This is a genomic window from Saccharospirillum sp. ABV4_185, assembly GCF_056159245.1.
Genome location: NZ_JBSWUW010000001.1, coordinates 191345 through 216331 on the forward strand (window position 1 = coordinate 191345; position 24987 = coordinate 216331).

Genomic DNA, 24987 nt, shown 5'->3' on the forward strand with positions numbered 1-24987 from the left:
TCATGAAGGTTTTGATTATCGGCAACGGCGGTCGTGAACACGCTCTGGCCTGGAAGGTGGCGCAAAGTGCCCTGGTGGAACAGGTGTTTGTGGCACCGGGTAATCCGGGCACAGCGGATGAACCGAACATCGAAAACGTGGCGATTGGCGTTACCGACCTGGAAGCTTTGGCTGATTTCGCCGAACAAAACCAGATCGGCCTGACCATCGTCGGTCCCGAAGCGCCGCTGGTGATTGGTGTGGTCGATCTGTTCGAGTCGCGCGGTCTGAAGATTCTCGGCCCGACACAAAGCGCCGCTCAACTGGAAGGCTCCAAAGCCTTCACCAAAGACTTTCTCGCCCGCCACAATATTCCAACAGCCTTCTATGGCGTTTTCACCGACGCCGCTGAAGCCAAGGCCTATGTGGCGGAAAAAGGCGCGCCCATCGTCGTTAAGGCCGATGGGCTTGCCGCGGGCAAAGGCGTGATCGTCGCTCAAAGCGAAACGGAAGCCTGTGCTGCCATCGACGATATGCTCGCCGGCAACCGCTTTGGCGATGCCGGGTCACGCGTGGTGGTCGAGGAATTTCTGGTCGGCGAAGAAGCCAGCTTTATTGTGCTGGTCGATGGCGAAGAAGTGGTTCCGTTCGCTTCCTCTCAGGATCACAAAGCGCGCGACAACGGCGACACCGGCCCGAATACCGGCGGCATGGGCGCTTATTCGCCGGCGCCGGTGGTGACCGAAGCCATGCACCAACGCATTCTCGAGGAAGTCATCTATCCGACGGTACGCGGCATGAACGCCGAAGGTAATCGTTATCGCGGTTTTCTCTACGCCGGCATCATGGTGGCGCCGGACGGCACGCCCAAGGTGCTGGAATACAACTGCCGTTTTGGCGACCCGGAAACTCAACCCATCATGATGCGCTTGCAGTCCGATCTGGTCGAACTTTGCCTGGCCGCAGTAAACGGCGAACTGGCCAGTCATCAGACCGACTGGGATCCGCGCCCGGCGCTGGGCGTTGTGCTGGCCGCCGGTGGCTATCCCGATGACTATCGCAAAGGCGACGTCATCAGCGGTCTAAACGCCGATTTCGCCGCCGATACCAAGGTGTTCCAGGCTGGCACCGGCCGTAACCGGACCGGAGAAATCGTCACTCAGGGTGGTCGAGTGCTGTGCGTAACAGCCTTAGGTGACAGCGTCGCCGACGCCCAGCAGGCAGCTTATGCCGGCGTTCGACTGATCGACTGGACAGACTGCTATTACCGCACCGATATCGGCCACCGCGCTATCAATCGTCGCAGCAACTGACCTGGCTCAAAGGCAAGGCAAGTCCTCAGTTGGGACCACCGGCTGGGGACGCTATACTCACTTAACGATGTTTAAGTGAGATCACCATGCGTTGTAACGCCCTGCCCATGCGCCCTTTATTGGCCACCGTCTGGTTGCTGTTAATGGCTGGCGTTGTGATGGCCGATCCGGTCTTGCTGAACCAGGAACGCTATCGACTGAGCGTACTAAACGACGCCGATTACCTCGATGATCCCAGTGGTGAACTGCAACTGAGCGATCTCAACAAGCCCGAGATCGCCAACCAGTTCACCCCGGTGCACCAGTCCATTTTGCGTAACGGCGTTTTCGATGGCGGCCACTGGCTGCGACTGAGCCTGACCAACCCCGATGGCCAGCCCCAGCCGATTAACTTTCTGATCGACAGCCACGCCAATCACCTGATCGAACTCTACTACCCTGGCACCGACGGCCAATACCAAACCCTCAGTTCAGGCGCGTCTCTGCCGCTGGCCGATCGGCCGGAGCCGCTGGGCACCTATGTGCTGCCGGTGACCTTACCCGCGGGGACACACACCCTCTACCTGCGTCTGGCCTCGGAAGACCCGCTCAATACTCAGGTCTGGCTGATGGATCGGGCCAGTTTGCAAACGACTCTGGGTATCCAGCTGGGATTACACGCCGCCATGCTGGCGCTGCAGTTACTCGGCTTCGGCTTTGCCATTGGCGCGCTGGTGCGCTATCCGCACCCGGCTTTAGCCTGGGCCTGCCTGTTCAGCTTCGGCCTCATCTTGATGTCAGCCGGCTGGAATGGCCTGGCGGCGCCGCTGCTTCCCAACCTGGCGTTCGTCGATATCCATGCCCGCAATACCGGCGGTGTACTCGCTTTGCTGGGGCTCACAGGCCTGGTGGCTCAGATCCGCAGAGACCACTCTTCGCGCTGGCTCAGGGAATTCCTGCGCTGGGCGCTCCGCTCGCTGGTGTTGATCGCCGCCCTTGCTTTGCTGCCGATTGCGCGTGGTCTTAGCGTCTTCCTACTGACGCTGGCGCCCTTGGCCTTGATCGGCATCGCTTTAAGCTGGTTGCGTTATCGCCAGTCCAATTTGCGCCACGAGCACTGGACTCTGGCGGCCATCGCCTTTGCCAGCCTGGTGTTTCTGCTGGTAATCGGCTCCAGTGCCGGCCTGCTGTTAAGCGTCTCGACCAATGCCATTCTGCTGCATTTAACCGCTGTCATTGCCATCTGGATCGTCTTGCGCGCGGCTTACCACCGGGCCCGGTATCGCGATACCAGTCTGGTCGCGACTGGGCTCAACTTGCCGCTGCTGCACTGGCCGCTGATGCGCAAGCTCAATCATGAGATGCGCGGTCCGATCAACGGTGTGCTGGGGATGTCAGAGTTGTTGCAGGACACCAGCCTGTCCGCGCATCAACAGGAGTACGTCAACACCATGCAGGCGGCCGGTTTTTCACTGCTGCGCCAGGCCGACCAATTGCAGAACCTGGTGCGCATTGGGCTCAATCGCCTGCCGGACAATCAAGACGAGTTCGACCTCTACGATCTGCTCGAAGACGCCATCCAGCCCTATTCCCGCCTGGCCCATGCCAAACAGCTGGAGCTGGTGATGGATGTCGCGCCGGAACTGCCCAGTCGCTATCGCGGCAATGCCCAAATCATCACCCAGATTCTGTCTAACCTGCTCGACAATGCGCTGGCCTATACCGAAAACGGTGAGGTGCTGGTGCAGGTCAAACCCTGGAATGGTCATCGCATTCGCTTCAGCGTCACCGACACCGGTCCGGGCTTGCCTAAGGACATGAAAGACAGCCTGTTCGACTTCCCCACGCCGCCGGAAGACAACGTTCTGTCACCGCGCGAGGTTTATCTGGGTCTTCCTATCACCCGCGTCTTGGTGGGTTTGCTCAACGGCCAGTTATCATTCTCCAGCGAGTTGCGCATCGGCTCGACCTTCTGGGTCGACCTGCCGTTACCCGAAGTGGCCGACAGCGATGAAGCCAACGCCCAGACTCCGGGAGATCTGGCCGACATTCGCCTGATGGTGGTTGACGACAACCTGACCTGCCGCAAGGTCATTGAACATCTGGGTAAAAGCTGGGGTATGGAGGTGTTCAGCGTCAGTAACGGCCAATCGGCGCTGGCCAATCTGCACAACGAATTTCACAAGGGTACGCCGGTGGATGTGCTGGTGCTCGACCAGAATATGCCATCTATGACCGGTACCGAGCTTGCCGAACGCATCCGTGGCGATGAAGCACTCAATCGCGACATTCTGATCATCATGCTCACCGGGGTCGATGTCGGTCAGGCCGACCTCGATGAGAGCCGTCTCAATATTCAATATCTGTTAACCAAGCCGGTATCGGGTCGCGCGCTTAAGCAGACACTGATGCAGGCGATGCCAGACATCCTGCACAATCGGGAGCACCACCATGTCAAGAAGTCTCTCTTTTTCTGATCGTTTGTTCGACAAACTCGACAACGCGCTGAAGACCTTAACTCCCGGGGCCGTCGGCGCCGCCAACCCATCACCGGGGAAGCCTTTCCAGGCTCCGGAACTGAGCCATGAGGAGCGACGACACTTCGCCGGACTGATGCGCATCAACCACACCGGTGAAGTCTGCGCTCAGGCACTCTATCAAGGGCAGGCGACTACGGCCCGCTTGCCACAGGTGCGTGAATCCATGCAACAGGCCGCCGATGAAGAGCTGGATCATCTGGCCTGGTGCGAGCAACGTGTTAATGAACTGGGCGGCCACACCAGTCTGCTGAATCCACTGTTCTATGCGTTGTCGTTTGCGCTTGGTGCGGGTGCTGGTGTGGCGGGTGATCGCTGGTCACTCGGGTTTGTCGCTGCGACTGAAGACCAGGTCAGCGGTCACCTGCGCGATCATCTGGAACAGATTGGTGAGCGGGATCCGCGCAGTCGCGCCATTTTGCAGCAGATGCTCGAGGATGAAGAACGTCATTCGCACAACGCCATTGCCGCCGGAGGACAAGTATTTCCCGAACCGGTCAAGCAGCTGATGACCGCTATTTCCAAGGTGATGACGCGCAGCGTTTATCGACTGTAACGGGAGACGGGAGACGGGAGACGGGAGACGGGAGACGGGAGACGGGAGACGCTGAATACTAGCCGTCTCCCGAGGCGATTCAAGCGCGGATGGGAGCAGCGACCTCGCGCGAATCAAACAGACGACCGGCCAATTGCTTGATATCACGCAGCAATACCGGCTTGGAACGTGTCCAGGAATAAACCGATGCTTGTTGTTCCATCGGTAACTCATCCAGCCATTCACGCAGACGACTGACTACATCAATCGCCGACAGTTTGGACAGGTTATCTTCCAACGCCTGCAGTTCTTCCTGATAGTGATTCAATTGCTCGCCGTACAGAGAATTAAAGTACTGGCACAGCATCAGCAATCGGTGCACCGCCGGATATTGCGTCAGGGCATGGCTGGCGCTGCCGGCAAACTGGTCAGGATTAAACGCCTGCCAGGCGGACGACAGGGAACGGTCCAGGCCATCGCTGACCGCTTCTTCGCTGGCATAGCGATGACAGCTCTCTTGCTCTGAGCGCCAGGCGCGCGTGTGCAACCAACTGGTCATCGACATCAGGGTGTGACCGAAACGCGGATTACGCGCTAAAGCTTCAATGCCATTCAGAGCCCGCATCGCCTTGGCCTGTTGCAGACTGACCGCGATGTTTTCCGGCTCGCTGCGCGCATCGCGACTGAGCGCAAAGCACGCTGGCCACCAGGACACCAAAGGACGAATCGCTTCTTCAAGCCAGATCACCCAGGCGGTAAAACGCTGGCTGTGCTCGGTCGGCAGGATATCTTCGAACCATTCCATCTCGGTCTGAATATTGCCCAGTGTCACCAGCAGCGCCTGGAGGTGACGCCATTGCTGACTGATCCAGAACAGATCCCAGTGCGACTGCAAACGTTCCAGTTCATAACCCATCAACGCACAGAAAGCGCTTTCCATGCTTTGCTGGGCAACGATGGCCGGCAGCGGAATATTCAAAGAGGCATTACCATCCAACAAGCGGTAGCCGCGTTCGGCCTTGGACAAATCAGACGGCACCAGAGGTACGCTCTCGGTAAAATTCAATGCCAGATCCAGCAGCGCCGGTAACTCGCCGCTTTTTAGCTCCAGCTCAACTTCGCTGATCGCCTGCTGCTGGGTTTCGGTCAAAATTTTGCCTTCATCAAGGACCACTTCAATCTCCGCACCCTGGTGTGACACCATCCAGCGGTGGCGATGAAAGTGAGTAGCAAATAAAGGTTTCAGTTCGGCCTCGGTCACATTGGCGGGCAGTTGGTCGGCTGGCAAAACGGACAAATCCAGCGTGCCATCAGCGCGTTCAACTTCCCATTCATCGCGCTGATGCAAGCCGCCAATATTAGAGCCACGGGTTTTCAGAGTCTGAACCCACTGATCGGCTGATTTGCGCAACCGCAAAGCAGCGCCCGCGGCGGTTAAACGCTGATCGACCGTATCGTAGTAGCGGTTTTCCAGATATTGCGAACGGCTGTCCAACCCGGCCAAGAGCGGATGGGCTTTAAAAGCTGCCGTCGCATCCTTCTGGATGCTCAATTTCAGTTCAATTTCCTGGCCCATAGGATAGTTCGCTCCACAGTGGCTTATCGTTATTATGTTGTTGCCTCATGACGGTTTCCCTAACGCCGCCGAAGGTCACTTCCCCAGTTTACCTACCTCGCCCAGCCGGTCTACCACGGTTTGGCGATTCAGATCACACTTTACTTGCTTTGTCAGCGTTTTGTCAGTCTTTACCTAGACCGGACCCGGGCCATTGCTCATATTGCGCGAGTAAAAGATCTCCTGCATCTCCCGCCATAACGCTTGCATGATCTGTTTTTGCTCTGCCTCGGGGAACTCTTCCGCTCCACTGCCAAAGAGGTAATTATCCAGTTGGAAATCTTTCAGCAGCATTTTGGTGTGGAAAATATTCTCCTGATAGATGTTTACATCGATCATTTCGTAAGCAGCTTTAGTGTCTTGCGCCAGATAATTCTGGATGGAGTTGATTTCATGGTCGATGTAATGCTTGCGACCATCGACGTCGCGAGTAAAGCCACGCACGCGATAATCCATAGTGACGATGTCGCTGTCGAAAGAATGAATCAGAAAATTCAGCGCTTTTAACGGCGAGATAACTCCACAGGTGCTGACATCAATATCGGCTCTGAAAGTGGAAATACCATTATCCGGATGACTTTCCGGATAGGTATGAACAGTAATGTGGCTTTTATCGAGATGAGCGACGACCGAATCCGGCATCGGTCCGGGTGACGCCTCGCCATGGTCTTCATCAGCATCAACTGGATATTCGGAAATCAAAATGGTGACGCTGGCACCATGCGGCTCGTAATCCTGGCGCGCAACGTTCAAGACATTGGCGCCAATGATTTCCGTCACCTGAGTCAGGATGTCGGTTAGACGATCAGCGTTGTATACCTCATCGATATAAGCAATGTATTCGTCCTGATGCTGTTCGGTCTTGGCGTAATTAATATCGTAAATATTAAAGCTCAGCGACTTGGTTAGATTATTAAAACCATGCAAACGCAATTCGTCGGTCATCTGACAAAACTCCCACTGGTCAGCATGATGAATTCAGGACGACGGACCCTGGCTGACACCGAACAAAAAATCAAAGTTCAACCACCTCGAAGCTGTGAGTGATTTCAACACCCCCTTTTTCCAACATCATCGACGCTGAACAATATTTTTCAGCCGACAATTTAACCGCCCGTTCTACCTGGCTGGCTTTCAGATCATGGCCACTGACGATGAAATGAACATGAATGCGGGTAAAAACGGCGGGGACGCTATCGGCCCGTTCCGCTTCCAGTTGTGCCTGACAATCGACCACATCCTGGCGACCTTTACGCAGGATGTTGACCACGTCATAGCTGGTACAACCACCCAGACCGCAAAGCACCATCTCCATCGGGCTGGGACCACGACTGTCACCGCCGTCTTTGGCAGCGCCGTCCATAAAACCCTGATGTCCACTGTCTGATGTATATTTGAAAGCCTTATCGCCGGCCCATTGAATGTTTGCCTTCAATTTTCACTTTCTCCACTGTTAACGACATCTTATGTCAGCGAAGATTAACACAGCGTTGGGTTCGGATAGGACGGTATTAAGACAAATTCGTCGGAGCCGTAGCCAGAGAAGGACCCTTCGCCCATAATGCCTTGACAAGGCACGTTAGATACCGTCACTTATTCTATTCCGCTTGGATCGGCCCGGTTCATATGTAACAGCAGGCCCATCTTAAGGACAACAGGCCCCGGTCAGCATGCGGTCGCCCGGGCCATACGAAAACAGGAACGACTCGTACTATGGTCAAACAGCCACTGGAACATCCTCACCTCGATTATTTCCTGTCGCAATGTCACCGCCGACGTTATCCGTCAAAGACCACGCTGATCTATGCTGGCGACAAGAGCGACTCGCTTTTTTACATCATCAAAGGCACGGTTTCAGTCATCATCGAAGATGACGATGGCCGCGAGATGATCATGTCCTACCTCAATACCGGCGACTTTTTCGGAGAGTTGGGTCTGTTTGATTCTCTGGAAACGCGCTCAGCCTGGGTTAAAACCAAAACCGAATGCGAAGTCGCCGAGATTTCCTATAACAAGTTCCGCGAAATCACCCATGACGACGCGCGCATTCTGTATTTTATCGGTGAACAGATGGCCAGCCGCCTGCGAGCCACCACGCGCAAAGTCGGCGATCTGGCCTTTCTGGACGTCACCGGCCGTGTTGCCCGCACGCTGCTCGATCTGTGCCACCAGCCCGATGCCATGACCCACCCCGAAGGCATGCAGATCAAAATCACCCGCCAGGAAATCGGCCGCATCGTTGGCTGCTCACGCGAAATGGTCGGCCGGGTTTTGAAAAGTCTTGAAGAACAGGGCCTGGTCAGCGTTAAGGGTAAAACCATGGTGGTGTTCGGTTCGCGCGAATTCTTCCAACAGCGTTAAGCAGGCTCCCTAGTCCCCGCTGAATTCGTTATCATGGGCCTCCACACAGGAGGCCCTATCCCTTGACCGATTTCGTCCGACTCTTCCGCAACAGTGCCCCTTACATTCATGCCTATCGCGGCAAGACTGCGGTCATCTGGTTGCGTGGCAAGGTGTTGGATTCGGCCGCCATTCAGTCACTGGTCCCCGACCTGGCACTGCTCAACAGCCTGGGCCTGAAATTGGTCATTGGCTTCGATGCCGAAGACGCGGATGGCGCACGGCTCGACAGCGAAGCGCAGATCGACGTTGCCACCATGGATGAAATACTGGCGCGCATTGGTCACTGGCGTTCACGCCTGGAAGCGCACTTCACTCAGGGATTATCCAACTCGCCCATGCACGGCGCCCGCATTCGCGTTATTGGCGGCAACTTTGTCACCGCCCGCCCGGCCGGCGTCGTCGATGGCTGTGATTTGCAGGCACAGGGGCGGGTTCGGCGCGTTGACCATCAAGCCATTCGCACGCACCTTGATCAGGGCCATATTGTGTTGTTACCGCCGCTGGGCTATTCGGTCACCGGTGAGGTTTTCTATCTGGCACCCGACCATTTGCTGGTCGAGACCGCACGCCGTCTGGATGCCGACAAGTTGGTCATCATTGGCGATGACCCACTGCCCTTAACCGAACAACAAAAAGAACTGACTGCCTTCGAGCTGGGTCAGTGTCTGCAAAAGGCAGAGCCTAATCAAGCAGGCAGTCGCGAATTGCAGGCCGCCCTGGCTGCCAGCGATGCCGGCATCGGCCGCTGCCATGTCATCGACGGCCAACAGGATGGCGCCCTGCTCGCCGAACTCTTCACCCGCGATGGTGTCGGCACCCTGGTCGCACGCGATCGCTACGATACCTTCCGGGCCGCCCGCACTGACGATATCAACGGCATTCTGGCGTTGTTACAGCCGCTCGAAGAACGCGGCATTCTGGTACGTCGTGACCGGGAAAAACTGGAAAATGAGATCGACCACTTTTACGTCAACGAGCGCGACGGCATGATCGTCGGCTGTGCAGCGCTCTACCCGATGATTGATAGCGACCCGGCGGTTGCGGAACTGGCCTGTGTCGCAGTGCACCCGGACTATCGCCAATCCGGTCGTGGCGATGCGTTGCTGGCGGCGCTGGAAAAACGCGCTCGTCAGGCACGCATCGAACGACTCTTTGTGCTGACCACCCAAACCGCACACTGGTTTGCCGAACGTGGCTTTGAACCGGCCGAGGTTGGCGAACTGCCGCCGGGTCGGCAGCGGTTGTACAACTATCAGCGCAATTCAAAAGTCTACTTTAAAACGCTTTAACGCATCGGATACCGCATGACATTTATCGAACAACTTAACGCCCGCTGGCAGGCCGGCACTCAACTGTGTGTCGGGCTTGACCCCTTTCGAGAGCGATTTCCCGCCGCTGTGCAAGCGCAAGCCAATGCCATCGAGCAATTCAATAACGCCATCGTCGATGCGACCGCCGATCTGGTCTGCGCCTTCAAACCCCAGTTTGCTCACCACGCAGCGGAAGCCGCAGAAGATCAGCTGAAATCCAGCATTGCTTATATAAAACAGCAGCATCCGGAGGTCCCGGTCATCCTCGATGCCAAACGCGGTGATATTGGCTCTACTGCGGCGATGTATGCCCGTGAAGCCTTTGAGCACTACGGCGCAGACGCGGTAACGGTCAATCCCTATATGGGCGCCGATACCGTGCTGCCTTTTGCCGAGCATCAGGACAAAGGGGTGATCGTGTTGTGCCGGACATCAAATCCGAGCGCCGCTGATTTTCAGGACCGGTTAATCGATGGCGAACCGCTGTATATCCATGTCGCGCGCCAAGCTCAGGAGGTCTGGAACAAATACGGCAATCTGTGTCTGGTCGTCGGCGCAACCGCACCGCAAGAGATGGCGCGCATCCGCGCAGCCGCGCCGGATTTGCCATTACTGGTACCCGGCATCGGTGCCCAGGGTGGTGACTTGGAAGGTACCGTTCGTTATGGCCAGACGTCGCCAGGCCACGGACTGATGATCAATGCATCGCGGTCGGTCATCTATGCCAGCGGCGGTGACGATTTCGCCACCGCCGCCCGGCACGAAGCACAGACGTTACGCGACCGGATCAATGCCCTGTCGGGGCGTTAAAGCGGACAGACCGCGCCGGTGCCTTTCAGGCCGCAATAGCCCAGCGGATTCTTGTAGAGATATTGCTGGTGGTAGGTTTCCGCAAAATAGAAGGTCGGCTTGGGTGCCAGCTCCGTTGTGATCGGGCCTTTATCCAATCGATCCAATTCACTCTGGAACACCGCCTGCGTCTCCCGGGCCACCGCCAGCTGGGCTTCATCGCCGTAAACGGCTGAGCGGTACTGGGTACCGATATCGTTACCCTGACGCATTCCCTGAGTGGGATCGTGCGCTTCCCAGAACGACTTCAGTAATTTCTCCAGTGGCAATATCGCCGGATCGTAAACCACCCGAACAATCTCTGTATGGCCAGTACGGCCAGTGCAGACTTCATCGTAAGTCGGGTTAGGTGTTGCTCCACCGGCATAGCCGACGGCGGTATTGACCACGCCCGGCAACTGCCAGAAATGACGTTCAGCGCCCCAGAAACAGCCCATGGCCAGCAGGATTTCCTCGCACCCGTCCGGCGTTTCACGCATATCGATGTCCAGAACCATATGCTGATAATCAACATCCAGCGGCTCAGAGCGGCCTGGCAGTATGTCTTCCGCCTTGGGTAATTGGGTGGATCGAGCCATGTCAATACTCCTGACAGTCGAAAAATGGGCTTCGCCAGGCAAAGACTGCCTCGCGTTGCGCCCTAGATGCACGCCAACTATAGTGTTTTCAATACCTTCAGAGGAAGTCTTGATGACTAAAGAACAACGCCGCTTTCAGCGCATCAGTTTCGATGCCCGAGTGAGTCTCGACTTCGGTGAAGTGCAGTGCACTGGCGTACTGCGCGATATCAGCCTTAAGGGTGCCCTGGTAATGCTGAATGAAGGCGCCGGTCATATCGAGACCGGCCAGACCGGCGAGCTCAAGGTTCGACTCGATCAGGGTGACGTCGAAATGCAGATGGAAATCAGCGTCGCCTATGTTCATCCACAACGACAAGCCTGTGGGGTCAGCATCCTGTCCATGGACGTGGACACTGCTTCGCACCTGCGCCGACTGGTTGAAGTCAACCTTGGTGACGCCGAGGCGCTGCAACGCGAACTCAGCAAACTGATAGAAGCCATGGAAGCCGAATCCCAGTAAATCGCGCACCAAAACCGGGCAAGAGGCCGAATCGGACGTTATTTCTGTCCGAAAAAGGTGCTGATTTTCTTGCTCACATCATCGCCCATCGTCTGCAAAAAATCCGGTATAATGCGACCTGTAACCGATTTCGGGGACGAATCGGCTCAGTGGTTGTAGAATATGAAAAACATCGTTGATGTTTTTGAAAAGATATGACACTTTCACTGCTTTCCATTGGACGGGTTGGCTTATTTGGCCAACCCGTTCTTGTTTCAATTGTCGGCCTTCATAAGAGGCTGGCAGTCGTCAGTCACCATAAAGAGGATCATCAATGAAACCCATCGCTGAACAGTGGCGACTGAGCCTGGCAGCTGCGGTAATCGCAGGTATTGCCCTGGCCGGTTGCTCAAGTGACGAAGAGTCCACCACCGATACCGCCCAATCCAGCCCTGCCGCCACTCACCCGGTTACCGGTGAACCACTGGCTGCTGAACAAGTGTTCCGCTATCAGGCACTGGATGAAGTTTCTTCCTTCGACCCGCAAGTGGTTGAAGATGTTGACGGCTCCTATATCTCACGCGACCTTTTTGAAGGTCTGCTCAATGCCGACAAAGACGGCAACCCATCTCCCGGCGTTGCTGAGCGTTACGAATCCTCCAACAACAACCAGACCTGGACCTTCTATCTGCGCGATGACGCCAAATGGTCTGACGGCAAGCCGGTAACCGCCGGTGACTTCGTTTACGCTTGGCGTCGGGCGGTTGATCCGGAGCTGGCTTCTCCTTACGCCTGGTATATGTCCCTGATGGCACTGGAAAACGTCGATGCCGTTCTCGAAGGCGACCTGCCAGGTGAAGAACTGGGCGTCACCGCCATCGACGACCAGACTCTGGAAGTCAACCTGGAGCGTCCGCTGCCTTACTTCCCGCAGATGGTCATGCACTCCACCACCTTCCCGTCACCGCAATGGGTGATCGACGAGTACGGTAACGAGTGGACTCGCCCCGGTAACCTGGTCGGCAACGGCGCTTTCACCCTGACCGAATACGTTATTGGCGAGCGCACAGTACTGGAGCGCAACCCGGAATACTGGAACAACGACGAAAACCTGATTGATCGCGTAGAAGCCTACGTCATCAGTGACGAAAACCAGGGTCTGACGCGTTACCAAGCCGGCGAGATCGACAAGACTGATATCCCGTCCGGTCAGTATCCGCGCCTGGAGCAGGAAAGCCCGGAAGAAGCACATGCCGTTCCGGCACTGTGTAACTACTACTACGTCTTCAACAACGAAGTTGCACCCTTCGATGACGTTCGTGTCCGTAAGGCCCTGTCTTATGCCATCGATCGTGACATCATCGTTGAGAACGTCACCCAAGGTGGCCAGTTCCCGGCTTACACCTTCACACCGGAACTGACCGCAGGCTTCACACCGCCGACGGTTGATTTCGCCACCATGACTCAGGAAGAGCGTGACGCCGAAGCCAAGCGCCTGCTGGCTGAAGCCGGCTATGGCCCGGAAAATCCGCTGAGTTTCGAAATCCTGTTCAACACCTCTGAAAACCACCGTGGCATTGCCGTTGCTGTTGCCGCTATGTGGAATGAAAAACTGGGTGTTAACGCCACGCTGGCAAACCAGGAATGGCAGACTTTCCTGGAGACCCGTGGCAACGGTAACTTCGAAGTGGCCCGTGGCGCCTGGTGTGGTGACTACAACGAAGCCTCTACTTTCCTGGATCTGATGCAGTCTGAATCCGGTTATAACGACGCCAACTACGTTTCTGAAGAGTACGATCGCCTGTCTGCCGAAGCCAAAACCATGGCTGACCCGAGCGAAAACTACACCGAAATGGAACATCTGATCGCTGAAGACATGCCCAATGCTCCGGTTTATCACTACACCGAAGTATTCATGCTCAAGCCCTACGTTAAAGGCTGGCGCTATGACGACGTTCAACAGAACACTTACAGCCGCGAGCTGTACATCGTTGAACATTGATCGACTAGCGTTCTAAGTCCGGCACCGCCCTCGTGGCGGTGCCTTTCCTTATAAAGAAAGACCTTCCGCCACCTGATCCATGATTTAACCCTTGTTTGCATAGCTTTACGGCGCAGTCTCTGCGTATCCGAAGGAATGTTCGAAAGCTGGAGTAGGACTTTAGTAGAATAGGCGGCGTTTTTTTCAGCAGGCTAACAGCATGATCAACTTCATCATCAGACGACTGGGTGTCGCAATACCGACACTCCTGGTCCTGATCGTCATTTCCTTCATCATGATGCACTCGGCACCGGGCGGCCCGTTCAACAGTGAAAAGCCGTTACCGCCGGAAGTCATGGCCAATATCGAGGCCAAATATGGCCTGGACCGACCGCTTTACCAACAGATCGGCACTTATATCTACAATATCGTTACCGATTTTGATTTCGGCCCGTCCTATAAATTCAAGGACCGGACCGTCAACGACATGATTGAGAGCGGTTTCCCCGTCACCCTGACCTACGGCTTCTGGGCTTTTGTGTTTGCCGTCGTCCTGGGTATCTCACTGGGGATCATTGCCGCACTCAAACACAACACCAAAGGTGACTATTTTGCCGTCGGTTTCGCCATCGTCGGTCAGGTGTTACCCAACTTCGTGATGGCACCAATTCTGGTGCTGGTCTTCACGCTGCAATTGGGCTGGTTGCCCGGCGGTGGCTGGCGTGGCGGCCAGATCGAATACATCATTCTGCCAGTGATCGCGCTGGGCACCAGCTTCCTGGCCAGCATCGCGCGGATCACCCGGTCGAGCATGCTCGAAGTGCTGAACGCCAACTACATCCGCACCGCTCGCGCCAAAGGCATGCCGTTCCGTCATATCCTGTTTCGGCATGCGCTGAAGCCGGCCATGTTACCGGTGCTGTCTTATCTGGGCCCAACCTTCGTGGTCATGATCACCGGTTCGGTCATCATTGATGTGTACTTCACCACCGGTGGTATTGGCGCTTACTTCGTCAACGCGGCGCTCAACCGTGACTACTCGGTGATCATGGGCGTCACCATTTTGCTGGGCGCACTGACCATTTTGTTCAACACCATCGTCGATATTCTCTACGCCTGGATCGACCCCAAGATTCGGCTCTGAGGGCTTTATTTCATGTTGTTACGTTCCAAAAAAACCGCAGCACTTGCGGAAAACCTGGCCAGTACCGAAATGGCCGGCCGCAGCCTGTGGAAAACCGCCATGTTGCGCTTCGCCCGCAACAAGGCCGCCATGTTCAGTCTGTTTTTGCTACTGGCTGTTTTCATATTTGCCTATGCCGGCCCCCTGGTCGCGCAATGGGAATACGACAAGATCGACTGGAGTGCCATCGGTAACCCAACTGGAGCGGGTCGCCCTTCTATTGAGACCGGCCACTACTTTGGCACCGACAACGAAGGCCGCGACCTGTTCGCCCGAGTCGCATTAGGCAGTCAGATTTCGCTGATGGTCGGCATTATCGGCGCACTGATTGCGGTCATCATTGGCACTCTATATGGCGCCATCGCCGGTTATTTTGGTGGCCGCCTGGATAACGTCATGATGCGTTTTGTCGACATCATGATGTCCATCCCCTACATGTTCTTCCTGATTCTGCTGTTAGTCGCCTTCGGCCGCAGTATTACCTTGCTGTTCATTGGCATCGGCCTGATTTCCTGGATGGATATGGCGCGAATCGTACGCGGCCAGACACTATCACTGAAGAACAAGGAATTTATCGAAGCCGCCGTCGCCACCGGTCTAACCTCCATGACCATTGTGCGCCGTCATATCGTGCCCAACCTGATGGGCGTGGTGGTGGTTTTCGCCACCTTGCTGGTGCCCCAGATGATCCTGACCGAGTCGTTTATTTCCTTCCTCGGTTTAGGCGTACAGGAGCCCATGACGTCCTGGGGTGCACTGATCGATCAGGGTGCTGCCAACATGCGTTATGGCACGATCTGGCAACTGCTTTACCCGCTGGGTTTCTTTATCGCCACTTTGATCAGTCTGTTTTTTATCGGCGATGGGCTGCGTGACGCCCTCGATCCGAAAGACCGCTAAGGCAACGAATTATGAGTTTATTAACCGTGAACGACCTGAGCGTACGCTTCGATACTCTCGATGGCGAAGTGAGCGCGGTCAATGGCCTGAACTTTCATCTGGACGCCGGCGAAACACTGGCAATTGTGGGTGAATCCGGTTCGGGCAAAAGTCAGACAGCTTTTTCCATCATGGGTTTGTTGGCGCGCAATGGCCGCGCCGAAGGCAGTGTGCAGTTTGATGGCCGGGAAATTTTGAATCTGCCGGAGTCGGAACTGAACCACATCCGCGCCGACCAGATCAGCATGATCTTCCAGGACCCGATGACCTCGCTGAACCCTTTTATGAAAGTCAGCCAGCAGCTCACCGAGGTGTTGCGTCATCATAAAGGTCTGTCGCAAAAAGAGGCGCTGGAAGAAGCCATTCGCATGCTCGACGCGGTGCGTATTCCCGAAGCGCGCAACCGCATTCATATGTACCCGCACGAATTCTCCGGCGGTATGCGTCAGCGCGTGATGATCGCCATGGCGCTGTTGCTGCGTCCGCGTTTGCTGATTGCCGATGAACCGACAACGGCACTCGACGTCACCGTTCAGGCGCAGATCATGACCCTGCTCGCCGACCTGCAAAAAGAGTTCGGTACCGCCATCATGCTGATCACCCACGACCTGGGTGTTGTCGCCGGCGCCTGCAAGCGCACCCTGGTGATGTACGGCGGTCGGGTTATGGAGTATGGCGATACTGAGCAAGTGTTCGAAACGCCCAGCCATCCTTATACCCGAGGCCTGCTCAGAGCCATCCCCCGTCTGGATCAGGATGGCGATGAGTTACTGACCATTCCCGGCAACCCACCGAATATGCTCGACATGCCCGCTGGCTGTCCGTTCCAACCGCGCTGCCCCCATGCCGACGAACGTTGCGCGCGCGACATGCCCGCGCTGACCAGCCAGAACAGTCTGAACCGTGAACGTGCCTGCCACTTCGAACCGGAGGCCCTGCGATGAGCGAAGCGAAGCAAAAACTGCTGTCGGTTAAGGACCTGAAAGTCCAGTTCGACATCCACGCCAAGGGTGCCATGCCCTGGACCAAGCCGAAAAAACTGAAGGCGGTGAACAACGTTTCCTTCGATCTGTACGAAGGTGAAACGCTGGGCATCGTCGGTGAATCCGGCTGTGGTAAATCAACTCTGGCGCGGGCGGTGATCCGCATGCTGCCGGTCGAAGCCGGAGAAATCGTCTGGCTCGGTCAGGATCTGGCGCCGTTGAAAGATCGTCAGATGCGTCCGCACCGCAAAGACATTCAGATGATTTTCCAGGATCCGTTGGCCTCGCTGAACCCGCGTATGACCATCGGCCAGATCATCGCCGAACCGTTGCGCACCCATTATCCGAGCATGCCGCAAGCGGAAGTACGGGAAAAAGTGCAGGAGATGATGAAAACCGTTGGCCTGCTGCCCAACCAGGTGAACCGTTATCCGCACGAATTCTCTGGTGGTCAGTGCCAGCGCATCGGCATCGCCCGGGCGTTAATTCTGAAACCCAAGCTGATCATCTGTGATGAACCGGTGTCGGCTCTGGACGTGTCCATTCAGGCGCAGGTCGTCAATCTGCTGATGGAACTTCAGAAAAAGATGGGCCTGTCGCTGATCTTCATCGCGCACGATCTGAGTGTGGTCAAACACATCTCCACGCGCATCATGGTGCTCTATCTGGGTAATGTTATGGAACTGGCTGACGCCAAGGATATCTACCATCAACCGCGTCATCCCTATACCCAGGCATTGATCTCCGCCGTTCCGATTCCTGATCCGAAGATCGAACGCAACAAGGACATCATTCTGATCGAAGGCGATTTGCCGTCACCGATCAATCCGCCGTCCGGTTGTGTGTTCCGCACCCGCTGCCCGAAAGCTCAGGCAAAATGTGCCGATCAGATTCCGTCGCTGGATTACGCGGCGGGAACGCATCAGGTAGCTTGTCACTTTCACGACTGACCAGTGGCCAAAAAAAAACCGCACTCAAGGTGCGGTTTTTTATCACAACCACTTAAAAATTCAGTGGTAATTCAAGACCCACGTTAAACGAAGATGCGTCGAGTTCTTCGTTATCCGTTTCATAAGTCTGCTGCGAATAGCCCAGGGTAATAAAACGCCAACCCGCCTTCAGATTCATACCGATAGTGGTGTCGTATTCATCTTCACGGTCATAGCCTGCGCCACTGGCCGAATAGCTGGCGCCCAGATGTTTAACAGCGCCCAGCTCGGCAAAAAGACCATTATTCAATGAATAGCGTAAGCCCACTTCAACGGGCCAGGCGATCTTAGTGACGTCGACATTTTCAGCCTGAGAAGTGGAGAACTTAAAACCAAAAGTGGAGCGAAGCTGGGTGTTTTCCAGCGGCAGATCCAACAGCACACCACCATTAAAAACCAGTCCATTGCCGGCCTTGATGTCCTGATCAGAACCATCTTCATAGTTAATGGTTTGAATGGTGTCGCCACCAAACTGAGCGTCCAGACCGAACACCGGCGTTACTGACCATTCTTCTGCCGATGCCAACAGTGGAGCCACGAGGAGTAATACCGTCCAGACCTTCATCGTTATTACCTATCTGACCATAAGAATGGCTACATTTATCGGCTTTTAGCAGCCTGTTCAATCCAAAGCTCAAAGTCTGAAACAATCCATTGGCAATATTGCACTGTGTATCGGGTGACCCTTCAGTACAATGGCGCCACTAGAAATCACCGGACGGCGTCCGTGCCCCGCCCGACCAATGCAGGAAAACACCATGCCTGAGTATCGCTCGAAAACGTCCACTGCCGGCCGCAATATGGCAGGCGCCCGCGCGCTGTGGCGCGCCACCGGTATGAAAGATGACGACTTCCATAAGCCGATCATCGCCGTCGCCAACTCTTTTACCCAGTTCGTACCCGGTCATGTTCACCTTAAAGATCTCGGCCAATTGGTGTGCCGGGAAATCGAAGCCGCCGGTGGCGTCGCCAAAGAATTCAACACCATCGCCGTTGATGACGGCATCGCCATGGGCCACGACGGCATGCTCTACAGTCTGCCCTCGCGCGAAGTCATCTCCGATGCGGTGGAATACATGGTCAATGCGCACTGCGCCGATGCCCTGGTATGCATCTCCAACTGCGACAAAATCACCCCGGGAATGCTCAACGCGGCCATGCGTCTGAACATTCCAGTGATCTTCGTCTCCGGTGGTCCGATGGAAGCCGGCAAAACCAAACTGGCCGATCATGGTCTGGATCTGGTCGATGCTATGGTCATCGCCGCCGATCCCAACGCCGATGACGAACTGGTCGAGGAATACGAGCGTTCCGCCTGCCCGACCTGCGGTTCCTGCTCGGGCATGTTCACCGCCAACTCGATGAACTGCCTGACCGAAGCCATCGGCCTGTCTTTACCCGGCAACGGCAGTACTCTGGCCACGCACTCAGACCGCCGCCGGCTGTTCATCGAAGCCGGCCAACGCATCGTTGGTCTGGCCAAGCGCTACTACGAAGAAAACGATGACAGCGTGTTGCCGCGCTCCATCGCCAGCTTCAAGGCGTTCGAAAACGCCATGGCACTGGATATCTCTATGGGCGGCTCGACCAACACCATCCTGCACTTACTGGCCGCCGCTCAGGAAGGCGAAATCGATTTCACGCTGAGTGATATCGACCGGATGTCCCGTAAGATTCCTCAGTTGTGCAAAGTAGCGCCCAATAACCCGAATTATCATATGGAAGATGTGCACCGTGCTGGCGGCATCTACGCCATCCTCGGCGAGTTGGACCGCGCCGGCCTGCTGCACACCGACCTGCCAACCGTGCATTCCAAAACATTGAAAGAAGGTCTCGATCTGTGGGACATCATGCGCACCGACGATTCCGCCGTTAAGGAATTTTTCCGCGCAGGTCCAGCTGGCATTCCAACGCAGGAAGCCTTCAGCCAATCGACTCGCTGGCCAACACTCGATGGTGACCGCGAACACGGTTGCATCCGCTCGCTTGAACACGCCTACAGCAGCGAAGGCGGTCTGGCCGTGCTCTACGGTAACCTGGCCGAAAATGGCTGCGTGGTAAAAACCGCCGGTGTTGACGACAGCATTCTCAAGTTCACCGGCAAGGCGCGCATCTTTGAAAGCCAGGACGCCGCCGTTGAGGGCATTCTGGGTGATAGGGTTAAGGAAGGCGATGTCGTCGTTATCCGCTACGAAGGCCCCAAAGGTGGCCCGGGTATGCAGGAAATGCTCTACCCGACCAGCTACCTGAAATCCAAAGGCCTGGGTAAAGCCTGCGCCCTGCTGACTGACGGCCGTTTCTCCGGCGGCACCTCTGGCCTGTCAATCGGCCACGTTTCTCCCGAAGCGGCCGCCGGCGGTAATATCGCGCTGGTCCAGGAAGGTGATGACATCGTCATCGATATTCCGGGACGCTCCATTCGCATCGACATCAGCGATGACGAACTGGCCGCTCGGCGTACCGAAATGTCGACTCGCGGTGCCGCCGCCTGGAAACCGGCCGCACCGCGCAAGCGCAAAGTCACCACTGCGCTGAAAGCCTATGCTTTGCTGGCCACCAGCGCCGATAAAGGTGGCGTACGCGATGTCGAGATGTTGGGTGACTAACCGCAAAACGCTGAATGGAAGACGGGAAACGCTAGATGCATATTGAAGCCGACTGGTTTCAACAGCGGGTGCTGAACTGGTACGACCAACACGGTCGTAAAACCCTGCCCTGGCAGCAGAACAAGACGCCTTATCGCGTCTGGATCTCCGAGATCATGTTGCAGCAAACCCAGGTCAGCACCGTCATTCCTTACTTCGAGCGCTTTATGACGCGTTTCCCGACGGTGCACGACCTGGCGGCGGCCGATACCGACGAAGTGCTGCATCTGTGGACCGGCCTGGGTTACTACGCCCGCGCTCGCAACCTGCACAAGGCCGCCCGCCAACTGGTTGAAGAATTTAATGGCGAATTTCCGGCCAGCGTCGAGGCCGTCGCCGAACTGCCCGGTATTGGCCGCTCTACTGCCGGCGCCATTCTCAGCCTGAGTCGCGGCGTGCACGCGGCCATTCTCGATGGCAACGTCAAGCGGGTATTGGCGCGTTTCTTCGCGCTCGATGGTTGGACCGGGACCACCGCCAACCTCAAACAACTGTGGCAGTGGAGCGAGTCGCTGACACCCGCTAAACGCGTCGCCGATTTCAATCAAGTGATGATGGATCTCGGCGCCATGGTGTGTGTGCGCTCACGTCCGCTGTGCGATGCCTGCCCAGTGCAGAGCGAATGTCGCGCCTACGCCGAAGGCCGCACCGCCGAACTGCCGGCCTCCAAACCCAAAAAAGAAAAGCCGGTGCGCGACGCCTGGATGCTGATCCTGCAAGCACCAGACGGCCGAGTACAGTTGGTTAAACGCCCAGACAGCGGCATTTGGGGTGGGCTGCATGCCTTCCCTCAATTTGACAGTCGCGATGCCGCCGAACAGCAACTGGCGCTCAGTGGAATCAATGATCCGGCTGAAGACTGGAGCAGTTTTCGTCATACCTTCAGCCACTACCACCTCAACATTCACCCGCTGTTCGTGCCGCTGCGCAGCACACCACCGGCTGTTTCCGAACACGCCCTCTGGTACCATCCGGGACTCGCCGAGCAGGTGGGCCTGAGCGCCCCGGTCAAAGCGCTGCTCGAACGACTGTTCTAAACCAGATGGATCTTGTTCATGACCCGCACCGTCTTTTGCCGCAAATACCAACAGGAACTCGAAGGCCTGGATAAACCGCCCTACCCCGGCCCTCAAGGTCAGGATGTCTTTGAGCATGTCTCCAAACGCGCCTGGACTGAGTGGCAGGAACACCAGACCCGTCTGATCAACGAAAAGCACCTCGTAATGACCGACCCAGACGCCCGTAAATACCTCAAAGAACAAATGCAGAAGTTCCTCAGCGGCGGTGACTTCGATCAGGCTGAAGGCTACGTACCAGAAAGGTGATTGAAGGGGAATCTTTAAAAAAATCAAAGATTTATAAGTTAAAGACTTGACGCCCTTTGGCAAATTCCGTTTAATACTCGCCGTTCGTTTGGGGCGGCTTGTTTAGCGCTGAAAACAGAACATGCCATCGGGTCAAAGACCCGACAGTGTGATACCAAAGCCACTGTATAAAAGCTTGGTTTGAAATGCCCAGATAGCTCAGTCGGTAGAGCAGGGGATTGAAAATCCCCGTGTCGGTGGTTCGATTCCGCCTCTGGGCACCACTTAATTTTTCAAAGAAGCCTCGCACATGCGGGGCTTTTTTATGTCTGACGCTCTGCCAAATCGAACCAGCTTTCTACCTGAGTGGTTCGATGGATCAGCGCCTTCCCTGGCGCTACCCCTGCGGGCGGCTACGCCGTCCATCTTTGCTCCGGGCAAAGATGTCCGCCTCTGGGCACCACCTAATTTTTCAAAGAAGCCTCGCAGACGCGGGGCTTTTTTGTGCCTGAATAGTTCACCAAATCGAACCGCTTTTTACCTCGGTGGTTCGATGGATCAGCGCCTTCCCTGGCGCTGCCCCTGCGGGCGGCTGCGCCGTCCATCTTTGCTCCGGGCAAAGATGTCCGCCTCTGGGCACCACCTAATTTTTCAAAGAAGCCTCGCAGACGCGGGGCTTTTTTGTGTCTGACGCTCTGCCAAATCGCACCAGCTTCATCCGTCTTGGTAAACCGAATTGCAACAAACAGACGGCTGGTATCGCCACCCGTTCCGAGCAATCCGACCAGTGTCGCTTTTGGATTATCAGCACTCTGGGTTAGTCTGCGCGATTACTCGACACGTCCTCTTCTACCATCTGTTACTAATATGAGACCTGTAGATGCCTCATCACCCAGTTATCCGGCACTTGATCACTTTCGTGGCCTTTGTCGGCCTCTTTGTCGCCCTATCCCTGCCTAACCGGCTGGTCTGGATTACACCGTCCGCCTTTCTGTTTTTTCCGCTGGAACTGCTGGTAATCGGTTTTCTACTGCTGATTCCCGGCTTAGCCGGCCGTGGCGTACATGCTCTACTGGCGGTGATGCTCGGCTTGGGTTTGTTGCTGCGCGGCACCGATCTGGTCACCCACGAAATTTTTGCGCGCCGCTTTAATCCGGTTTTCGACAGCCATCTGCTGGCCGACGCCAGCCGTTTGCTGAGTGGCGTGCTGGGCAGCCTGGCATCAGTACTGGTAGCTCTGGGGCTGGTGTTGGTCGTCGCCCTGGTGTGCTGGCTGGCATATCTGATGCTCGGGCGTATTCAACACACGCTGCAATCTGCGCCACGGCTGTCCGCTGTAACGCTGCTGGCGCTGCTGCTGGTCTGGGGTGGGCTGAAAGCTGCAGGCTGGTCGCGGGCCAATACCTTTGCCTGGGATCAACTGGTCGCCCACGGGCGCGATACCCTTCACAGCCTTCAGGATATACAGGAATTTAACGCAACGGTGGGTGACGATGCCGCCGCTGACCTGCCCGCCAGCGGGTTGTTTTCGCGACTGGCAGGCAAGGATGTCTATGTTGTGTTCGCTGAGTCCTATGGACGGGTGCTTTTGGAGCAAGACCCCTTCCGAGAGTCGGTCACCAACACATTGAACTGGGCGGAGACTACGCTGGAAGCCGAGGGCCTGCAGATGCGCAGCGCCTTTCTGACCTCACCGACGGTGGGTGGACTGAGTTGGCTGGCCCACGGGACGTTGCTCTCTGGTGCCTGGATCGACAGCGAAAACCGCTACAACAGCCTGATGCTTAGCGAGCGGCTTACGCTGAACCGGCTGTTTCGGAAAGCCGGCTGGCGCACTGTGGCGGGGATGCCGGCGATCAGTCTGGCTTGGCCCGAAGGCGCTTATTTCGGCTACGACCAGATCTACAATGCGCATAATTTCGGCTACGAGGGACTGCCCTTCAACTGGGTGACCATGCCCGATCAGTACGTCTGGTCGGCCTTGCAGGCGCGCGAGCGCAGCGAACAAGACCGGCCACCGGTTATGGCCGAAGTGGCGTTGATTTCATCGCACGCTCCCTGGACACCCAACGCCCAGTTGGTGCCCTGGGATCAGGTCGGCAATGGCACCATCTTTAACGACCAAGCTCAGGCCGGACCCACTCCGGAAGAAGTCTGGAGCGATGTCACCACCATTCGCCAGTATTACCGCCAGTCGATCGAATACATGCTGGAGGCGCTGGTTTCCTACCTGCAGGAATACGGCGATGACAATCTGGTGGTGCTGATACTGGGCGATCATCAGGCTGCGCCGATGATCACCGGCGACCCCGACAACCGAGACGTACCAGTGCACCTAATCGCTCGCGACCCAGCGGTAATCGAAGCCATCGAAAGCTGGCACTGGCAACCCGGCCTGATGCTGGAGGCCGACGCACCGGTCTGGCGGATGGATGAGGTTCGCGACCGCTTTGTCGAGGCATTTTCCAAACCCGGTAAGGAGACCCACTGATGGCACAAACAACCTGGCGTGAGCGACTCGGCCTATGGCGTTCACTGCTGATGTATTACGGCATTCCCGGTCGACAGTCGCGGCTGCGCCGCTGTTACGGCCAATTTATTCACCCCGGCGATTTGTGTTTCGAAATCGGCGCGCACGTTGGCAATCGGCTGCTGGCCTGGCGCGCTCTGGGTGCCCGTATCGTCGCGCTGGAACCTCAGCCGCTGCTGATGCAAACCCTGCGGCAGCGCTACGGTTCCGACGCCAATATCACTCTGGTCGAAGAAGCCGTGGGTGCCGAACCGGGCGAAGCCACGCTGTTTATCAGTACGCGCACGCCCACGGTCACGACGATGTCGCAGGAATGGATCGCCCAGGTGCAACAGGATGCGTCCTTTCAGTCGGTACGTTGGGATCGTGAAGTGACGGTTCCGGTCACCACGCTCGATGCGCTGATCGAGCGTCACGGCGAGCCACGGTTTTGCAAAATCGACGTCGAAGGCTTTGAACTGGCGGTGTTACAGGGGTTATCGCGACCGCTGGCGGCGTTGTCGTTCGAGTACATCCCGGCCAGCATCAGCACTGCGCTGGCCTGCATCGATCGTTTGGAAGCGTTGGGCAACTACCAATACAACCTCGCCCCCGGCGAAACTCACCGCCTGCAATTCGAGCGCTGGCTGACCCCGGCGGAGATGAAACGCCATTTGGAAGCAACCCGTGAAGGCAGCGGCGATGTGTATGCCAGACGCTTGGGGGAATTTTCTTAACCCTGTTTCAGTGGCATTTGTCCGCATCGGCGACCCGGGGTGCTCCTGTGGGGTCGGCGTAGATCCGTCCATGGAGCCTAGACCGCAGCATCCATGCTGCGGACTCCCCCACAGGAGCACCCCAGGCCGCCGCCGCTG

At 56.5% G+C, this 24987-nt stretch carries 22 protein-coding genes and 1 tRNA gene; 18 read left to right on the top strand and 5 right to left on the bottom strand.

The features are described 5' to 3' along the window. Nucleotides 1–2: 2 nt before the first annotated feature. From purD to coq7, 3 genes are all read left to right on the top strand, one after another. Nucleotides 3–1292 (top strand): phosphoribosylamine--glycine ligase, encoded by a 1290-nt coding sequence (gene purD / locus ACXAE6_RS00865; protein ID WP_475143257.1) that lies wholly within the window; start codon nucleotides 3–5, stop codon nucleotides 1290–1292. Nucleotides 1293–1378: 86 nt separating this feature from the next. After that, nucleotides 1379–3748, top strand: coding sequence for a hybrid sensor histidine kinase/response regulator (locus ACXAE6_RS00870; protein ID WP_475143260.1), 2370 nt, complete (start codon nucleotides 1379–1381; stop codon nucleotides 3746–3748). Beyond that, nucleotides 3723–4364, top strand: a complete 642-nt coding sequence (gene coq7, locus ACXAE6_RS00875; RefSeq protein ID WP_475143263.1) for a 2-polyprenyl-3-methyl-6-methoxy-1,4-benzoquinone monooxygenase — start codon at nucleotides 3723–3725, stop codon at nucleotides 4362–4364. Before ACXAE6_RS00870 ends, coq7 begins: the two co-directional genes overlap by 26 nt. Nucleotides 4365–4443: 79 nt before the next feature. Here the strand turns inward: coq7 and ACXAE6_RS00880 are convergent, their stop codons facing one another. The 3 genes from ACXAE6_RS00880 to ACXAE6_RS00890 all read right to left on the bottom strand — a co-directional run bounded on the left by ACXAE6_RS00880 (nucleotide 4444) and on the right by ACXAE6_RS00890 (nucleotide 7393). After that, on the bottom strand, nucleotides 4444–5919 hold the full coding sequence (locus ACXAE6_RS00880) for a CYTH domain-containing protein (protein WP_475143265.1): 1476 nt from the start codon (nucleotides 5917–5919) through the stop codon (nucleotides 4444–4446). Nucleotides 5920–6093: 174 nt separating this feature from the next. Beyond that, nucleotides 6094–6903, bottom strand: a complete 810-nt coding sequence (speD, locus tag ACXAE6_RS00885; protein ID WP_392800093.1) for an adenosylmethionine decarboxylase — start codon at nucleotides 6901–6903, stop codon at nucleotides 6094–6096. Nucleotides 6904–6973: 70 nt separating this feature from the next. Next, on the bottom strand, nucleotides 6974–7393 hold the full coding sequence (locus ACXAE6_RS00890; protein ID WP_475143267.1) for an OsmC family protein: 420 nt from the start codon (nucleotides 7391–7393) through the stop codon (nucleotides 6974–6976). A 278-nt stretch (nucleotides 7394–7671) separates the two neighbouring features. Between ACXAE6_RS00890 and crp the strand changes: the two genes are divergently transcribed. The 3 genes from crp to pyrF all read left to right on the top strand — a co-directional run bounded on the left by crp (nucleotide 7672) and on the right by pyrF (nucleotide 10481). Next, a complete protein-coding gene (crp, locus tag ACXAE6_RS00895) occupies nucleotides 7672–8319 on the top strand; it encodes a cAMP-activated global transcriptional regulator CRP (protein WP_108164509.1) in 648 nt (215 codons plus the stop codon). Nucleotides 8320–8381: 62 nt separating this feature from the next. Further along, nucleotides 8382–9650: an amino-acid N-acetyltransferase gene (gene argA, locus ACXAE6_RS00900; protein WP_475143271.1), complete on the top strand. Its 1269-nt coding sequence runs from the start codon at nucleotides 8382–8384 to the stop codon at nucleotides 9648–9650. 15 nt (nucleotides 9651–9665) lie between these two features. Beyond that, nucleotides 9666–10481, top strand: a complete 816-nt coding sequence (gene pyrF / locus ACXAE6_RS00905; RefSeq protein WP_475143273.1) for an orotidine-5'-phosphate decarboxylase — start codon at nucleotides 9666–9668, stop codon at nucleotides 10479–10481. Here pyrF and msrA read toward each other — a convergent pair. After that, complete coding sequence (gene msrA / locus ACXAE6_RS00910) at nucleotides 10478–11098, bottom strand: peptide-methionine (S)-S-oxide reductase MsrA (RefSeq protein WP_475143275.1); 621 nt, start codon at nucleotides 11096–11098, stop codon at nucleotides 10478–10480. The two genes, pyrF and msrA, sit on opposite strands and share 4 nt — an antisense overlap. A 112-nt stretch (nucleotides 11099–11210) precedes the next feature. Between msrA and ACXAE6_RS00915 the strand changes: the two genes are divergently transcribed. The 6 genes from ACXAE6_RS00915 to oppF all read left to right on the top strand — a co-directional run bounded on the left by ACXAE6_RS00915 (nucleotide 11211) and on the right by oppF (nucleotide 17615). Further along, entirely contained in the window at nucleotides 11211–11600 is a 390-nt protein-coding gene (locus ACXAE6_RS00915; RefSeq protein WP_475143277.1) for a PilZ domain-containing protein, read from the top strand. 313 nt (nucleotides 11601–11913) lie between these two features. Further along, complete coding sequence (locus ACXAE6_RS00920; RefSeq protein ID WP_475143280.1) at nucleotides 11914–13581, top strand: peptide ABC transporter substrate-binding protein; 1668 nt, start codon at nucleotides 11914–11916, stop codon at nucleotides 13579–13581. Between the two features lie 199 nt (nucleotides 13582–13780). Next, on the top strand, nucleotides 13781–14704 hold the full coding sequence (oppB, locus tag ACXAE6_RS00925; protein ID WP_475143283.1) for an oligopeptide ABC transporter permease OppB: 924 nt from the start codon (nucleotides 13781–13783) through the stop codon (nucleotides 14702–14704). A gap of 12 nt (nucleotides 14705–14716) precedes the next feature. After that, nucleotides 14717–15643 (top strand): ABC transporter permease subunit, encoded by a 927-nt coding sequence (locus tag ACXAE6_RS00930; protein ID WP_475143285.1) that lies wholly within the window; start codon nucleotides 14717–14719, stop codon nucleotides 15641–15643. Between the two features lie 11 nt (nucleotides 15644–15654). Next, nucleotides 15655–16626, top strand: a complete 972-nt coding sequence (locus ACXAE6_RS00935) for an oligopeptide/dipeptide ABC transporter ATP-binding protein (RefSeq protein WP_475143288.1) — start codon at nucleotides 15655–15657, stop codon at nucleotides 16624–16626. Further along, on the top strand, nucleotides 16623–17615 hold the full coding sequence (gene oppF / locus ACXAE6_RS00940) for a murein tripeptide/oligopeptide ABC transporter ATP binding protein OppF (protein WP_475143291.1): 993 nt from the start codon (nucleotides 16623–16625) through the stop codon (nucleotides 17613–17615). The genes ACXAE6_RS00935 and oppF overlap by 4 nt, the downstream gene beginning before the upstream one ends. Before the next feature lie 52 nt (nucleotides 17616–17667). On the opposite strand, the gene ACXAE6_RS00945 is transcribed toward oppF, so the two are convergent. Beyond that, the gene (locus ACXAE6_RS00945; RefSeq protein ID WP_475143293.1) at nucleotides 17668–18192 is read right to left on the bottom strand and encodes a hypothetical protein; all 525 of its coding nucleotides are present in this window, start codon (nucleotides 18190–18192) and stop codon (nucleotides 17668–17670) included. Between the two features lie 220 nt (nucleotides 18193–18412). Between ACXAE6_RS00945 and ilvD the strand changes: the two genes are divergently transcribed. From ilvD to ACXAE6_RS00975, 6 genes are all read left to right on the top strand, one after another. Beyond that, nucleotides 18413–20260, top strand: coding sequence for a dihydroxy-acid dehydratase (gene ilvD, locus ACXAE6_RS00950; RefSeq protein WP_475143295.1), 1848 nt, complete (start codon nucleotides 18413–18415; stop codon nucleotides 20258–20260). Nucleotides 20261–20295: 35 nt separating this feature from the next. Beyond that, nucleotides 20296–21336 carry an A/G-specific adenine glycosylase gene (gene mutY, locus ACXAE6_RS00955; protein ID WP_475143298.1) on the top strand — a complete coding sequence of 347 codons (1041 nt, stop codon included), beginning with the start codon at nucleotides 20296–20298 and terminating at the stop codon, nucleotides 21334–21336. Between the two features lie 18 nt (nucleotides 21337–21354). Beyond that, nucleotides 21355–21624 carry an oxidative damage protection protein gene (locus ACXAE6_RS00960; protein WP_475143301.1) on the top strand — a complete coding sequence of 90 codons (270 nt, stop codon included), beginning with the start codon at nucleotides 21355–21357 and terminating at the stop codon, nucleotides 21622–21624. Nucleotides 21625–21811: 187 nt separating this feature from the next. After that, nucleotides 21812–21887: transfer RNA gene (locus ACXAE6_RS00965), tRNA-Phe, on the top strand. Nucleotides 21888–22483: 596 nt separating this feature from the next. Then, nucleotides 22484–24094: an alkaline phosphatase family protein gene (locus ACXAE6_RS00970; protein ID WP_475143303.1), complete on the top strand. Its 1611-nt coding sequence runs from the start codon at nucleotides 22484–22486 to the stop codon at nucleotides 24092–24094. Continuing rightward, the gene (locus ACXAE6_RS00975; RefSeq protein ID WP_475143306.1) at nucleotides 24094–24849 is read left to right on the top strand and encodes an FkbM family methyltransferase; all 756 of its coding nucleotides are present in this window, start codon (nucleotides 24094–24096) and stop codon (nucleotides 24847–24849) included. The genes ACXAE6_RS00970 and ACXAE6_RS00975 overlap by 1 nt, the downstream gene beginning before the upstream one ends. Nucleotides 24850–24987 lie beyond the last annotated feature (138 nt).

Excerpts from the sequence above, each read along its gene's own strand:
- purD (WP_475143257.1), top strand. The coding sequence starts at position 3 with ATGAAGGTTTTGATTATCGGCAACGGCGGTCGTGAACACGCTCTGGCC.
- ACXAE6_RS00870 (WP_475143260.1), top strand. The coding sequence starts at position 1,379 with ATGCGTTGTAACGCCCTGCCCATGCGCCCTTTATTGGCCACCGTCTGG.
- coq7 (WP_475143263.1), top strand. The coding sequence starts at position 3,723 with ATGTCAAGAAGTCTCTCTTTTTCTGATCGTTTGTTCGACAAACTCGAC.
- ACXAE6_RS00880 (WP_475143265.1), bottom strand. The coding sequence starts at position 5,919 with ATGGGCCAGGAAATTGAACTGAAATTGAGCATCCAGAAGGATGCGACG.
- speD (WP_392800093.1), bottom strand. The coding sequence starts at position 6,903 with ATGACCGACGAATTGCGTTTGCATGGTTTTAATAATCTAACCAAGTCG.
- crp (WP_108164509.1), top strand. The coding sequence starts at position 7,672 with ATGGTCAAACAGCCACTGGAACATCCTCACCTCGATTATTTCCTGTCG.
- pyrF (WP_475143273.1), top strand. The coding sequence starts at position 9,666 with ATGACATTTATCGAACAACTTAACGCCCGCTGGCAGGCCGGCACTCAA.
- msrA (WP_475143275.1), bottom strand. The coding sequence starts at position 11,098 with ATGGCTCGATCCACCCAATTACCCAAGGCGGAAGACATACTGCCAGGC.
- ACXAE6_RS00915 (WP_475143277.1), top strand. The coding sequence starts at position 11,211 with ATGACTAAAGAACAACGCCGCTTTCAGCGCATCAGTTTCGATGCCCGA.
- ACXAE6_RS00920 (WP_475143280.1), top strand. The coding sequence starts at position 11,914 with ATGAAACCCATCGCTGAACAGTGGCGACTGAGCCTGGCAGCTGCGGTA.
- oppB (WP_475143283.1), top strand. The coding sequence starts at position 13,781 with ATGATCAACTTCATCATCAGACGACTGGGTGTCGCAATACCGACACTC.
- ACXAE6_RS00930 (WP_475143285.1), top strand. The coding sequence starts at position 14,717 with ATGTTGTTACGTTCCAAAAAAACCGCAGCACTTGCGGAAAACCTGGCC.
- ACXAE6_RS00935 (WP_475143288.1), top strand. The coding sequence starts at position 15,655 with ATGAGTTTATTAACCGTGAACGACCTGAGCGTACGCTTCGATACTCTC.
- oppF (WP_475143291.1), top strand. The coding sequence starts at position 16,623 with ATGAGCGAAGCGAAGCAAAAACTGCTGTCGGTTAAGGACCTGAAAGTC.
- ilvD (WP_475143295.1), top strand. The coding sequence starts at position 18,413 with ATGCCTGAGTATCGCTCGAAAACGTCCACTGCCGGCCGCAATATGGCA.
- mutY (WP_475143298.1), top strand. The coding sequence starts at position 20,296 with ATGCATATTGAAGCCGACTGGTTTCAACAGCGGGTGCTGAACTGGTAC.
- ACXAE6_RS00960 (WP_475143301.1), top strand. The coding sequence starts at position 21,355 with ATGACCCGCACCGTCTTTTGCCGCAAATACCAACAGGAACTCGAAGGC.
- ACXAE6_RS00970 (WP_475143303.1), top strand. The coding sequence starts at position 22,484 with ATGCCTCATCACCCAGTTATCCGGCACTTGATCACTTTCGTGGCCTTT.
- ACXAE6_RS00975 (WP_475143306.1), top strand. The coding sequence starts at position 24,094 with ATGGCACAAACAACCTGGCGTGAGCGACTCGGCCTATGGCGTTCACTG.